Here is a 13,916-nt window from a genome sequence, read left to right as displayed (position 1 = left end):
AAGCTGCCCTAAAAGGTGGCTTTTATTCTGTTATCCCTTCCAAAGCCTGATCTTGTAATTAAATTTCACTTTATTCCGAAGTCTTGGAAAATTTACTTCTCCCGCATTTCGAAAACTAATAATTGCAAACTTAGAATGCTTTATTTGACTAGATACAGCAGTTTTCGCTAGATTGTGTACTTAACAAGGAACAATGGATGTAATTTTTTTACGAGGCAGGATGACAATGAACGAGAAATACGCCGCTCTCAAGAGTAACGTAAGCATGCTGGGACGCTTGCTAGGTAACACAATCCAAGATGCACATGGTGACGTTATCTTAGAGAAAGTGGAAACTATCCGTAAACTTTCCAAATCCGCCCGCGCAGGCAACAAAGCTGACCGTGACAGCCTAGTTGAAGAAATCAAAAACCTGCCGAACGAACAACTCACTCCTGTTGCTCGTGCATTTAACCAATTTCTCAACCTCACCAACATGGCAGAGCAATACCACACCATCTCTCGCCACTGTGAGGAGCATGTTTGCGAACCAGACGTGCTGCAATCTCTATTTTCCAAATTAAACCAAAACGACATCAGCAAGCTAGATGCAGCTCAAGCTGTTCGCGACCTGAACATTGAGCTCGTTTTGACTGCACACCCAACAGAAATCACTCGTCGCACCATGATCAACAAGCTGGTGAAGATCAACGAGTGTCTGTCTAAATTAGAATTAAGCGACCTATCACACAAAGAGCGCGTGAAAACCGAGCGTCGCCTAGAGCAACTTATCGCTCAAGGTTGGCACTCTGATGTGATTCGTCAGCAACGCCCTACGCCACTCGATGAAGCGAAATGGGGCTTTGCGGTTGTAGAAAACTCGCTATGGGAAGCCGTGCCTGATTTCCTACGTGAAATGGATGGTCGACTTAAAGGCTACCTTGGTGAAGGCCTGCCGATTGATGCACGTCCAGTTCACTTCTCATCTTGGATGGGCGGTGACCGCGATGGTAACCCATTCGTAACGCACACTATTACCAAAGAGGTTCTGCGCCTATCTCGCTGGAAAGCGGCAGACCTTTACCTAGGCGATGTTAATGAGCTGATTACCGAACTGTCGATGACTAAGTGTAATGATGCGGTTCGTGAACTAGCCGGTGATGAACACGAAGCTTACCGTGCAATCCTGAAGAACCTACGCACTCTACTGAACAACACGCTAGAAGTGCTGGATGCAAAACTGCATGACACCGAGGTTCCGAAGAAAGAAACACTACAGAACATCGACCAACTTTGGACTCCGCTTTACGCCTGTTACCAATCGCTGCACGAATGTGGCATGGGCGTAATCGCAGACGGTTCTCTGCTTGATACTCTGCGCCGCTTAAAAGCATTCGGTGTGCACCTAGTACGTCTCGATGTTCGTCAAGAAAGTACTCGTCACTCAGATGTACTGTCTGAACTGACTCGCTACTTAGGCATTGGTGATTATGACCAATGGAGCGAGCAAGACAAGATTGCTTTCTTAACCAATGAATTGAGCTCTAAGCGTCCACTGCTTCCACGCGATTGGGAGCCATCTGAACAGGTCAAAGAGGTTTTAGACACCTGTAAGGTCATTGCTGCTCAACCTCGTGAAGCCTTCGGTGCTTACGTAATTTCAATGGCTCGCACTGCATCAGATGTACTGGCTGTTCACTTGCTACTGCAAGAATGTGGCTGCCCGTACCGCATGGACGTGTGTCCACTGTTCGAAACGCTAGACGACTTGAACAACTCAGAAGCAGTAATGAAACAGCTAATGAGCATCGACTTGTACCGTGGCTTCATCCAGAATCACCAAATGGTGATGATCGGATACTCTGACTCAGCGAAAGATGCGGGCGTAATGTCTGCAGGTTGGGCTCAATACGATGCAATGGATAAGCTAGTTAAGGTTTGTGATGAAGAAGGCATTGAACTGACTCTATTCCACGGTCGTGGCGGTACGGTTGGTCGTGGTGGTGCGCCAGCGCACGCAGCCCTTCTTTCTCAGCCACCGAAGAGCTTGAAAGGCGGCTTACGTGTAACTGAGCAAGGTGAAATGATCCGCTTTAAGCTTGGCTTACCAGACGTTGCGGTAAACAGCTTCAACCTTTACGCAAGTGCGATTCTAGAAGCGAACCTTCTGCCGCCACCAGAGCCAAAACAAGAGTGGCGTGACCTAATGGAAGTGCTGTCTCAAGTCTCTTGTGAGGCTTACCGTAACGTGGTTCGTGGCGAAGAGAAATTTGTTCCTTACTTCCGTCAAGCGACACCTGAACTGGAGCTAGGCAAACTGCCTCTTGGTTCTCGCCCTGCTAAGCGTAACCCGAACGGCGGCGTAGAAAGCCTACGTGCAATCCCATGGATCTTCTCTTGGAGCCAAAACCGTTTGGTACTTCCGGCATGGCTAGGCGCTGGTGAAGCGATTCAATACTCAGTAGACCAAGGGCATCAAGCCCTACTGGAAGAGATGTGTCGTGAATGGCCGTTCTTCTCTACCCGTCTAGGTATGTTGGAAATGGTGTACTCGAAGTGCAACATGGAAATCGCTAAGTACTACGACCAACGTCTTGTTGACGAAGAGCTATTACCGTTAGGTGAATTGCTGCGTGAACAGCTACAAAAAGATATCAAAGCAGTGCTGAATGTTGAGAACAACGAGAACCTAATGCAGAGCGACCCTTGGGGGCTTGAGTCGATTCGCCTACGTAACATCTACGTAGAGCCATTGAACATGCTTCAAGCTGAGCTGCTGTACCGTACTCGTAAGTGCGAAACACCACCAGCTGAGTTAGAAGAGGCGCTAATGGTGACTATTGCAGGCATTGCTGCAGGCATGCGAAACACCGGTTAATTAGTGATTTCTACTATAAGATAGACAAAAGGTCGCCTCGTGCGACCTTTTTATTTCAACAAAATGACCATGATGAGTTTTTTATCAGTTTTTTGGGTTATTTTATCCATGTATTCTACTTTATGCTTATTATTTAGATATACTACTGCTCCGCTGCGGAAACACTCAAAAATCATAATCTGCAGTACTTTGACCAATAAACTGGTCGACCTAGGTGATAAACGGCTTTGTAAGGTGACATAACCAACCCATGAGTTGGTACAACTTAAACATAACCAATATAACGTGCCACTAGAAGCACACTTGATGTTTAAGTATTTGTTTACTGTTTACCATTTGGATTTCAGACATGTCATTACCACACGTAATTTTAACCGTTCTAAGTACACGCGACGCTACTGGTTACGATATCACAAAAGAATTCTCTGCAAGCATCGGTTACTTCTGGAAAGCTAGCCATCAACAAGTTTACCGTGAGCTAAATAAAATGGCTCAGAACGAACAGGTAACTTGCGTGCTTGAACCTCAAGAAGGCAAACCTGATCGTAAAGTTTACTCTATCACCGATGCTGGCCGTAGTGCTCTGGGTGAATGGTTTGAACAGCCGACTGCACACCCAACGGTTCGTGACGAATTCTCAGCTAAGCTAATGGCTTGTGCTGTACAACCTTCTGACGCGTACCGTGTACAACTTTCTGAACTTGTAGAAGAATCTCGCAAATTGGTTTCTCATTACCGTGAAATCGAAGCGGCTTACTACGCAACACCAGCAACGCTAGACAAGCAAGCTCGTCTTGAGCGTCTAACGCTTCGTCGTAACCTACTTATCCGTGAAGCATGGATTGTATGGGCTGAAGAAGTACTGCTTGAGCTTGGTGCTATCGCTTAAGCAGAAGCTAGAAGCTGATAGAAAAATAAAAGGCTTGAACTCTTAGAGTCCAAGCCTTTTTTGTATCTGTAGGATTTGAATTAAACAGCGATGCTTTACAGGAGCTTAAGCTTTACTTAAAGCGCAGCAACTTGCGGACGAACACCTAACGTGTGGCAAAGTGCGTAAGTCATTTCTGCACGGTTTAGCGTGTAGAAGTGGAAGTCTTTCACACCTTCACGGCTCAGTGTACGAACCATATCAATCGCTTGGCTAGCACCAACAAGCTGACGAGTCGTTGGATCATCATCCAAGCCTTCAAATTGCTTCGCCATCCAGCCTGGTACTTTTACGTTATTCATCGCAGCAAAGCGAGACGCTTGCTTAAAGTTAGAAACTGGTAAGATACCCGGTACAATCTCAACATCAACGCCAGCCGCTACACAGCGGTCACGGAAACGTAGATAGCTCTCTACATCAAAGAAGAACTGAGTGATGGCACGGTTTGCACCGGCATCCACTTTACGTTTTAGGTTGATAAGATCTGATTGAGCGCTTTTCGCTTCAGGGTGAACCTCTGGGAATGCCGCCACTGAAATATCAAAGTCGTGACGAGATTTGAGTAGCTCAACGAGGTCAGATGCGTACATTTCTGGTGCACCACCACCTGGTGGAATATCACCACGCAGCGCAACAATGCTCTCAATGCCATTCGCCCAGTAATCGTCAGCAATTTGAACCAGCTCTTCGCGGCTCGCATCAATACACGTTAGGTGCGGCGCAGCAACTAGGCCTGTTTGGTTCTTGATTTCTTTGATGATTGAGTGGGTACGGTCACGCTCACCCGAGTTTGCACCGTAGGTCACTGATACAAATTTTGGTTGAAGCGTTTTAAGACGGTGAACAGAATTCCACAGGGTCTCTTCCATCTTTTCACTGCTTGGTGGAAAAAACTCAAATGACACATTGATGTTGTCAGAAAGCTCAGCGATATTCTGATTTAAAGCGTCGATATGACTAGCGTGTGTGTATCCCATCTTACTCTCCCTGTGGCAAAAGCAACCACTAAAATCTCAAATCCTCAAACGACGTTTAGACGTCTATATGTCCACAGAATGTATTGAATACGATTTAATGTCAACAGATCCATTATGAATTTTTTTCAAGTAGATCGTGAGTAAAACTCAAGTCGTTAGATGGGTCGCAAAGCAGAAATAAGGAAGAAAAAAGGCTGAGAAACACATCGTGCTTTCAGCCTTATTTATCTTAGTGAATAGTATGCTATTTAAGTACCATAGCAAATGATCTGAGTATTAGAACAGGCTCGACATTCGGTTCAAATCAGACTGAATTGCACCAGCCGTCACTTCGCGTCCAGCACCTGGGCCACGAATAACCAATGGGTTATCTTTGTACCATTTACTCTCAATCGCAAAGATATTGTCGCAAGGCAGCAAGTTCGCCAGAGCGTGCTCTTTCGATAACGCTTCAACACCTACGGTTGCTTTGCCGTTCTTCTCTAAACGCGCGACGTAACGTAATACCTTTTGCTGAGAATGCGCTTTCTCCAAACGCTCAGCCAACTCCTCACTCAGCACAGAAGCTTTGTCAAAGAAGTCATCCACCGATAGGTCTTGCAGCTCTTCAGGGACCAGTGATTCCACTTTTACGTTTTCAGGTTCGATATCTAAGCCCGACTCACGAGCCAGAATCACCAACTTACGCATCACGTCTGAACCATCGAGGTCAGCACGAGGGTCTGGTTCTGTCAGGCCTTGTTGCCATGCTAAATCCACCAGCTCGCTGAACGGCACCGTGCCATCAAACTGCTGGAACAACCAAGACAAAGTGCCTGAGAAGATACCCGACAGCGCAATAATGTCATCGCCACTTTCGCGCAGGTCACGTACCGTGTGGTTAATCGGTAAGCCTGCACCAACGGTCGCGTTGTACAACCAATGACGACTGATCTTAGCAAACGCATCTTGTACCTGATGGTAATACTCGCTTGATGCGGAGCCTGCCACCTTGTTCGCCGAGATCAAGTGAATGCCTTGCTGAGCAATCTGTAGATACTTTTCTGCAAGAGCTTGGCTGGCAGTAACATCCAAAACCACAGCTTCGTCGTAGCCCTGAATAGAGCCTAAACGCTCCAGCCAGTCGTTTCCATTGTTAGCAATCGCTTCGTCATCAAAGCGCTCACCGACAGAGGTTGCATCAATACCTTGGTCGTCGAACCAATAGGTTTGGCTATCAACCACAGCAACCAATTCAAAGTTCATTCCGCGACGCTTTTCGAGCTCAGCTTTTTGCTCAGCAAACAGGCTTAACCAGCTTGAACCAATGTTACCCTTACCACACAAGGCAATCGCAACACGCTTCTGCGCTTGGAATAGTTGAGAGTGAATGCCCTTCACTAGGCTCGATGTTTCACTCTTACGAATCACTGCCACTAAACTCAGACCAGAGTTCGCTTCAGAGATAAACTCAACCGATGAACTCTTTAGCTGCTGATAAAAACCGTAGCAGTGGTTCGGGTTCTTCGTTACGCCCGCACCTACAGCAGCAATAAGAGAGAAGCCCTCTTTCAGCTTAATCTCAGCTTCAATCGCGTGATCTTGCAGGTACTCTAGAGCGCCGCCAGCGATCTCTTCTGTATACGCGAGACGCAAGCAGTGTTGATCTGGTTCTAGCTCATAAGCCAGCGGCTCTAGTTGAGCACGCTTAAGCCCTTCAAGCACCTCACTTTCTAGACGGTCGAAATCGTGCCCGTGACCAAACGTCAGTTGCACAATCAGCACTTCATCCAGAGAGGTAATGATTTTTGCACCGCGACCCGATGCCAGAACACGCTCAATCTGAGTCGAACCAGATTCTGGCTGATAGCTGCAACGTAAGCTCAGATCCATCGCACTTTGCGCGACTGGCTGTAGTGTGCGGCTATGAAGCACAGGTGCGGCAAGACGAGCGAGTTCACTTGCTTCATCAAGACGAAGTAGAGGCAGTAAACACGCATCCGACACCAAGCGAGGGTCAGCACTGTATACGCCTGCTACATCACTCCAAATCGTTACGCGATCCACTTCAGCTAAAGCGCCAATCACGGTTGCTGAATAGTCTGAACCATTGCGACCAAGTAATACGGTTTCACCTTCAGTGTTTTGCGCCATAAAGCCGGTAATCACCACACGACAATGGGCATGTTGCGCTAACGCTTCTTTAATCAGAGGATAAGAACGAGCACGATCCACTTCAGGCTGAGCGCCCACTTCTGCACGTAAGAAAGCACGAGCATCTTGTGCGACTGCTTGTAAATCATGTTGGCACAACAAAGCAGCTAACAGACGTGAAGACCAAACTTCACCGTGACCTAGGACTTGTGCTTTTTGTGCTTCGCTTAGAGGAGCCGTTAGCTCGCCCAAAGCGGTAAATTCTTGTTGGATAGTCGCCGTAAGTTGCTCTGCAGGCTCACCTTCAAGCAGTGCTTCAATCAGTTCAAGCTGGAACTGGCGAAGGGTTTGTAGGCACTCATGAGCAATACGCCCATCTTTATCAAGCGCTTCTACAAACTCAATCAAACGGTTAGTGGTTTTGCCTGCTGCCGAAACAACCACTAAGTCTGTTGCTGATGAATACTCTCTAAGAATGTTGACCACGCGTAAGTAACACTCAGGGTCTGCTAAACTGCTACCACCAAATTTATGTAGCTGGCGAAAGGTTGCCATTGTTACCCCTCCCCTTCAGCGATAAAGCCTTGTGTTTTTTCAAACGCTTGCATGAGGTCATCAATCAAGTCTTCAGCATCTTCAAGGCCAACAGAAAGACGCAGCAACTGTTGAGAAACGCCCGCTTCTGCCAGTGCTTCTTCACCCATCGCACGGTGCGTCATCGACGCAGGGTGACAAATCAAGCTTTCAACACCGCCCAGCGACTCCGCCAAAGAGAACAGCTCTAACTTATCGACAAAGTACTTAAGCGCCTCGAATGAGCCCGCAAACTCAAAACTCAGCATTGAACCAAAGCCAGACTGCTGCTTCTTCGCGATATCATGACCTGGGTGTTCAGGAAGGCTTGGGTGGTAAATTGTACCAACGAGATCTTGCTGCTGCAGAGACGCCAGAATTTCACGTGAACTCTCTTCGTGAACTCGCATACGAGCACCTAACGTACGAATGCCACGTAGCGTCATGTAGCTATCAAATGGTGTGCCGGTCGCACCAATACAGTTACCCCACCATGCTAGCTCTTCAGCGTGCTCTTCTGTTTTAGTGATCACCACACCACCAATCACATCTGAATGTCCGTTGATATATTTAGTAGTTGAGTGGATAACAAAATCCGCACCCAACTCTAAAGGCTTTTGGAACACTGGTGTCAAAAATGTATTGTCGACAGCAACCAGAGCACCAACCTCTTTCGCTTTACGGCAAGTTTCTGCAATATCAACTACACGAACTAAAGGATTCGATGGTGTTTCAATTAAGATCAACTTTGGCGTAAGCGCGATCGCCGCATCCAGTGCCGCTTGATCCGATTGATCAACAAACAGAACTTTGAAGTCACCTTTTAGTGAGCGAGTGTTAAACAGACGGTAAGTACCACCATAGCAGTCGTGTGGTGCGACAATCAGATCATCACTGCCTAAGAAAGCGGAAACCCATAAGTTAAGTGCAGAAGTACCGCAGTTAGTAACCACTGCACCTTTGCCCGATTCAAGCTCAAACAGTGCCGTTTCTAATAAACCGCGGTTTGGGTTACCTGAACGGGTGTAATCGTACTTTGGCACTTCACCAAAAGCGGGAAACCCATAGTTAGTCGAAAGATAAATAGGTGGGACAACGGCATGGTGTTGCGTGTCTGACTCGATACCAGTACGTACTGCGATTGTTGCTGGCTTCCGGCTGCTCATAGGTGCTTCCTTACAAGTTTTGCGTCTGAGAGTCACAGCTGCTTGTCGGCATTTTGCGGCTGTGTTAGATATATGTTATTCACTTTACTTTCATAAACGTGAGACGTCAACACTTCTAGACGTCTATATGTCTTTGCTTATGGCGGTAAATCCCGCTAAAATCACCACTATTAATTTAATCTAACAACTAAAGTGATGAAGGTACGCAATGGCCGACTGGAATGGTGAATACATAAGCCCATATGCTGAGCATGGAAAGAAAAGCGAACAAGTAAAGAAGATTACAGTTTCTATCCCTTTAAAAGTGCTAAAGGTTCTTACTGACGAGCGTACTCGCCGCCAGATCAACAACCTGCGCCATGCAACAAACAGTGAGCTACTGTGTGAAGCTTTTCTACATGCGTACACAGGCCAACCACTGCCAACAGATGAAGACCTTCGTAAAGATCGTCCTGACGATATTCCTGCTGAAGTGAAAAAACTGATGACAGAGATGGGCATCGAGTTCGAAGCGTTTGACGAAGAATAACAATAACTCAGTCACTGCCTTCAATATTGATTCGCTTTAGCTGAATGTTCACATTACTGATTCGTCTTATCAGTATTCTGTGAATAAGAGACATAAAAAAAACCGACTCCAGATGAGTCGGTTTTTTATTATTTGTGCTCTATGGAGCAACCGCTATAACAAGCGACTACGCCATATGCTGTTATGCCATGTAGTTAGCAGGCATCTCGATACGCGCAACGCCAGATTCAACGGCCGCTTCTGCTACTGCTTTCGCTACGCGAGGAAGTAAACGTGGGTCCATTGGCTTAGGAATGATGTAACCCTTACCGAACTCAAGTGACGTCTCACCCGCTGCTTTTAATACTTCCGCTGGCACTTCTTCTTTCGCCAGTTCACGAATGGCTTTAACCGCTGCTAGCTTCATTTCGTCATTGATTTCGCTTGCACGCACATCAAGTGCACCACGGAAAATAAATGGGAAACAAAGTACGTTGTTTACTTGGTTAGGGTAATCACTGCGGCCTGTACCCATGATAAGGTCAGAACGAACTTCGTGAGCAAGCTCTGGCTTGATCTCTGGATCTGGGTTTGAACATGCAAATACAACTGGCTTATCAGCCATTAATGTTAGTGCTTCTGCCGGTAGCAGGTTAGGACCTGATACGCCCAAGAATAGATCAGCACCTTCGATAACATCTTCAAGCGTACGCTTATCTGTGTTGTTTGCGAATAGCTCTTTGTATTCATTCAGGTCGTCACGACGAGTGTGGATCACACCTTTACGGTCAAGCATGTAGATCTTCTCACGCTGAGCGCCACACTTAATCAGTAGCTCCATACAAGCAACCGCCGCTGCGCCAGCACCTAAACAAACGATCTTACACTCTTCAAGCTTCTTACCTTGAAGCTCGATCGCGTTCAGCATACCAGCTGCTGTTACGATCGCTGTACCGTGTTGGTCATCGTGGAATACAGGTACATCACAACGCTCAATCAGGCGACGTTCAATTTCAAAACAGTCTGGTGCTTTGATGTCTTCTAGGTTGATACCGCCGAATGTATCTGCGATGTTCGCAACTGTATCGACAAACTCATCGATTGTGCGGTGTTTTACTTCAATATCGATAGAATCTAAACCAGCGAAACGCTTAAACAGTAGCGCTTTACCTTCCATTACTGGTTTAGAAGCAATTGGACCAAGATTACCTAGGCCAAGAATCGCAGTACCGTTAGAGATAACTGCAACCATGTTGCCTTTACCTGTGTACTTATAAACGTTATCAACGTTCTGTGCGATCTCACGAACTGGCTCAGCCACGCCTGGGCTGTAAGCAAGTGCTAGGTCTTCTGCAGAGTTTGCAGGCTTCGTCAGCTCAATGGCAATTTTGCCTGGAATTGGGAACTCATGATAATCAAGAGCTTGCTGACGGAATTGTTCTTGAGGTGATAATTCTTGAGAGGATTGATCTTGGCGGCTGTCTTCAGACATAGGTGTAGGTTCCTAGGATATTATTATTTGGGGGATCTTGTTCATGTTAATGGATGTACTTCAAAGTTCCTAGGTGGTAAAAGCCTCTGTCTCATTAAAAAACGAGATTTCACTACTAATAAGACCAGTGAGCAGTTGAAATTACTATCGCTTGTTGAACTTTCGTGCGGATTTACAGTGGTGAGCGATAAGCCAAGAATGACCCGATAATATTCAGTTAAGCTGCTTATTGTTGAAGAGAGTGAAAGCTTGAGGTGAAAGTCTGTGTTTTATCGGATTTCAGGCAACAAAAAAGGACACCGAAGTGTCCTTTTTATGTCTAAATAGCGAGAATTACTTCTTGCTAGAAAGAGCACCGAAACGCTTGTTGAAGCGATCAACACGGCCGCCTGTATCTACGATACGTTGCTTACCAGTGTAGAACGGGTGACATTTGTCACATACGTCTAGGTGGATTGATTCTTTTGCTAGCGTTGAGTTGAACTCAAAAGTGTTGCCGCAAGAACAAGTAGCAGTAACTGCTTTGTATTCTGGGTGGATTCCAGCTTTCATGGGATAACCTCAAGTAGGCCGTGTCGCTATACGATTCTAAGCCGCACACCACACGTAGTTTAAAAAAGAAATAAAGACACCGCTCATCACTAAAGCGCGACGAAGCCATACCTTTAAGGCGCAGTATAGTAATGAATCTGTGAAGTAGGATCAACTGATTTGATACATTTTTCGCCAATATCGGCATTATTTCCTTTGCTGACTGTGATTCTTGGCTTGGCCCCAACCTCACCCGCTTCTCTGCCACATCACATTCAAACTGCTTCTCGAATTTAACCGCCTTATCCTTTAGACTGTTCGCTCTCGTCAATTCAGATAAAGCCGTCCCTTTATGCGTCCAATAATTGCCCGTGTGGCGCTGCCTGTTCCACTCGACAAGCAGTTCGATTACAAGATTCCAAACCACCTATTCCCGATTATTGGTGGTCGAGTCTCTGTGCCTTTTGGACGACAAACCTTAACTGGGATTGTCACGGCTCTGGTTAACGAATCAGAATTCGAGCTAGATAAGCTCAAGCCAATAAAAGCGCTATTGGATAACCAACCTGTTTGGCCTGAATCTGTCTACTCACTATTAATCTGGTGCAGTCAGTTCTATCAGTACCCTCTTGGCGAAACCTTTGCTAATGCCCTACCAAGTGCTTTACGCAAAGGCAAAGCAGCAGACTTCGCAACACTCGTCGAATGGCAGCTAACGCCATCAGGCCGCGACCAACTGATGCAAGGATTTGGTCGCGCCGTTAAGCAAGCCAAAGTGATGCACATGCTTGAGCACGGTCCCGTACCTCATCAAGAGTTCATTGATGAAGAAGTGGCTAGCGCCGTACTCAAGACGCTAGAAGAAAAAGGCTGGATTGAATCGGTTGAGAAAAAGCCGAAGCGCCAACCTTGGCCTGCCGACCTCGAAAACGACCAAGACAAACCTAAGCTCAATGAAGAGCAAGCCATAGCGATTGCAACAGTAAATAGTCAAAACAACTTTGGTTGCTTCCTTCTCGAAGGTGTCACAGGTTCAGGCAAGACGGAAGTCTACCTAAATATGATTAAGCCGATTCTCGACCAGGGTAAACAAGCGTTAGTGCTGGTACCAGAGATTGGCCTAACACCACAAACCATTAACCGCTTTAAGCGACGCTTTAATGTGCCTGTTGAGGTTATCCACTCAGGCCTAAACGATTCAGAACGCCTAAATGCGTGGTTATCGGCTCGCGATAAAATTGCCGGCATTGTGATTGGTACCCGTTCAGCTCTGTTCACGCCGTTTGCGGATTTGGGCATTATTATTGTCGATGAAGAGCACGATGCCTCTTATAAGCAGCAAGATAGCCTGCGCTACCATGCTCGAGATGTGGCGATCATGCGTGCGCACAAAGCGCAGATACCAGTGGTATTAGGCTCAGCAACCCCAGCTTTCGAAACACTGCACAACGCGCAAATAGGTAAGTACAGCCACCTGACTCTGACCTCACGTGCCGGTGTCGCGCTGCCAACCACCAATAAAGTGTTGGATGTAAAAGGTGAATACCTAGAAAGCGGCTTGTCTGCGTCACTCATTGCCGAGATGCAACGACACCTAAAATCTGGCAACCAAGTGATGTTGTTCCTCAACCGCCGAGGGTTTTCTCCGGCATTGATGTGTCACGATTGTGGTTGGACAGCCGAATGTAAGCGTTGTGATGCCTACTACACCTATCACCAATACAGTAATGAAATGCGCTGCCACCACTGTGGCTCGCAACAACATATTGTGCATAACTGCCAAGGCTGTGGTTCAGCAAACTTGGTTACGGTTGGTGTAGGTACCGAACAGTTGGAAGCACAACTGGGTCAGCTATTCCCGGAATACAAAACCATTCGTATTGACCGCGACAGCACTCGCCGTAAAGGCAGCCTAGAAAGCGCACTCGAATCGATTCGCAAAGGTGAGTACCAAATTCTTATTGGCACTCAGATGTTGGCTAAAGGTCACCACTTCCCTGACGTGACACTCGTGGCGTTATTAGATGTCGATGGCTCTTTATACAGCAGTGACTTCCGAGCCTCAGAACGTCTTGCTCAGCTGTTTATTCAAGTGGCAGGCCGCGCAGGCCGTGCGAGTAAGCCTGGTGAGGTGATCTTACAAACGCACCACCCAGAGCACGGATTACTGCAAGCACTGCTGCACAAAGACTATAACCACTTTGCTCAAACGGCCTTAGCGGAGCGTAAACAAGCGATGTTGCCACCTTACACCTTTATGACGCTGTTCAGAGCAGAAGCGAACGACACGCGCTTAGTGGAAGAGTTCTTACGTCAGGTACGTCATACACTGGAATCCCATCCACTGTTTGACCAATATTGCATGGTATTAGGGCCAACTCCTGCACCACTGGCTAAGCGAGCGGGTAAAGCTCGATGGCAGTTAATTCTGCAAACACAGACTCGCTCATTAATGCAGAAGCTATTAATGAGTGCCAAGCCAGCAATTAATATGTTACCCGCTGCGAAAAAAGTTCGTTGGTCACTCGATATTGAGCCGCAGGATTTGAGCTAAACCCCTTTGGGTTAAAACTAATGATAAGTTTGTTCACAAATATTTCATATTTCTCGTGAGCAAGTTCACACGAGTCATGCGATTTTTGTTAATCTAGCCGTAACTTTACGCAGATGAAACGAATAAAATATTGCAATAAAAAAAGTGTTAGCAACACTTTCATAATATCTATTCGATTACATTTATTATTCACGCCT

9 protein-coding genes are annotated in these 13,916 nt (G+C 46.6%); 4 read left to right on the top strand and 5 right to left on the bottom strand.

The features are described from left to right. Positions 1-220: 220 nt before the first annotated feature. Both ppc and OH460_RS10950 read left to right on the top strand, forming a co-directional pair. On the top strand, positions 221-2,857 hold the full coding sequence (gene ppc, locus OH460_RS10955) for a phosphoenolpyruvate carboxylase (RefSeq protein WP_171731011.1): 2,637 nt from the start codon (positions 221-223) through the stop codon (positions 2,855-2,857). 349 nt (positions 2,858-3,206) lie between these two features. Continuing rightward, positions 3,207-3,746, top strand: coding sequence for a PadR family transcriptional regulator (locus tag OH460_RS10950; protein WP_008219678.1), 540 nt, complete (start codon positions 3,207-3,209; stop codon positions 3,744-3,746). Between the two features lie 116 nt (positions 3,747-3,862). Here OH460_RS10950 and metF read toward each other — a convergent pair whose 3' ends face one another. From metF to OH460_RS10935, 3 genes are all read right to left on the bottom strand, one after another. Then, the gene (metF, locus tag OH460_RS10945) at positions 3,863-4,762 is read right to left on the bottom strand and encodes a methylenetetrahydrofolate reductase (protein WP_269997049.1); all 900 of its coding nucleotides are present in this window, start codon (positions 4,760-4,762) and stop codon (positions 3,863-3,865) included. 276 nt (positions 4,763-5,038) lie between these two features. Beyond that, entirely contained in the window at positions 5,039-7,450 is a 2,412-nt protein-coding gene (locus OH460_RS10940; RefSeq protein WP_061033613.1) for a bifunctional aspartate kinase/homoserine dehydrogenase II, read from the bottom strand. Between the two features lie 2 nt (positions 7,451-7,452). Further along, positions 7,453-8,634, bottom strand: a complete 1,182-nt coding sequence (locus OH460_RS10935) for an O-succinylhomoserine (thiol)-lyase (protein ID WP_269997048.1) — start codon at positions 8,632-8,634, stop codon at positions 7,453-7,455. A 208-nt stretch (positions 8,635-8,842) separates the two neighbouring features. Between OH460_RS10935 and metJ the strand changes: the two genes are divergently transcribed. Next, positions 8,843-9,163: a met regulon transcriptional regulator MetJ gene (gene metJ / locus OH460_RS10930; protein WP_004415993.1), complete on the top strand. Its 321-nt coding sequence runs from the start codon at positions 8,843-8,845 to the stop codon at positions 9,161-9,163. A 181-nt stretch (positions 9,164-9,344) separates the two neighbouring features. Here metJ and OH460_RS10925 read toward each other — a convergent pair whose 3' ends face one another. Next, positions 9,345-10,634 (bottom strand): malic enzyme-like NAD(P)-binding protein, encoded by a 1,290-nt coding sequence (locus OH460_RS10925; RefSeq protein WP_008219668.1) that lies wholly within the window; start codon positions 10,632-10,634, stop codon positions 9,345-9,347. Between the two features lie 333 nt (positions 10,635-10,967). Further along, on the bottom strand, positions 10,968-11,186 hold the full coding sequence (gene rpmE, locus OH460_RS10920) for a 50S ribosomal protein L31 (RefSeq protein WP_004737142.1): 219 nt from the start codon (positions 11,184-11,186) through the stop codon (positions 10,968-10,970). Positions 11,187-11,517: 331 nt separating this feature from the next. On the opposite strand from rpmE, the gene priA reads away from it, so the two are divergent. Beyond that, entirely contained in the window at positions 11,518-13,719 is a 2,202-nt protein-coding gene (gene priA, locus OH460_RS10915; RefSeq protein ID WP_269997047.1) for a primosomal protein N', read from the top strand. Positions 13,720-13,916 lie beyond the last annotated feature (197 nt).

This window comes from Vibrio sp. Makdt (assembly GCF_027587015.1).
GTDB lineage: Bacteria > Pseudomonadota > Gammaproteobacteria > Enterobacterales > Vibrionaceae > Vibrio > Vibrio chagasii_B.
The sequence above is the reverse complement of the archived record's forward strand: the minus strand, read 5'-3'. Positions and strand labels throughout refer to the sequence as shown.

Excerpts from the sequence above, each read along its gene's own strand:
- ppc (WP_171731011.1), top strand. The coding sequence starts at position 221 with ATGACAATGAACGAGAAATACGCCGCTCTCAAGAGTAACGTAAGCATG.
- OH460_RS10950 (WP_008219678.1), top strand. The coding sequence starts at position 3,207 with ATGTCATTACCACACGTAATTTTAACCGTTCTAAGTACACGCGACGCT.
- metF (WP_269997049.1), bottom strand. The coding sequence starts at position 4,762 with ATGGGATACACACACGCTAGTCATATCGACGCTTTAAATCAGAATATC.
- OH460_RS10940 (WP_061033613.1), bottom strand. The coding sequence starts at position 7,450 with ATGGCAACCTTTCGCCAGCTACATAAATTTGGTGGTAGCAGTTTAGCA.
- OH460_RS10935 (WP_269997048.1), bottom strand. The coding sequence starts at position 8,634 with ATGAGCAGCCGGAAGCCAGCAACAATCGCAGTACGTACTGGTATCGAG.
- metJ (WP_004415993.1), top strand. The coding sequence starts at position 8,843 with ATGGCCGACTGGAATGGTGAATACATAAGCCCATATGCTGAGCATGGA.
- OH460_RS10925 (WP_008219668.1), bottom strand. The coding sequence starts at position 10,634 with ATGTCTGAAGACAGCCGCCAAGATCAATCCTCTCAAGAATTATCACCT.
- rpmE (WP_004737142.1), bottom strand. The coding sequence starts at position 11,186 with ATGAAAGCTGGAATCCACCCAGAATACAAAGCAGTTACTGCTACTTGT.
- priA (WP_269997047.1), top strand. The coding sequence starts at position 11,518 with ATGCGTCCAATAATTGCCCGTGTGGCGCTGCCTGTTCCACTCGACAAG.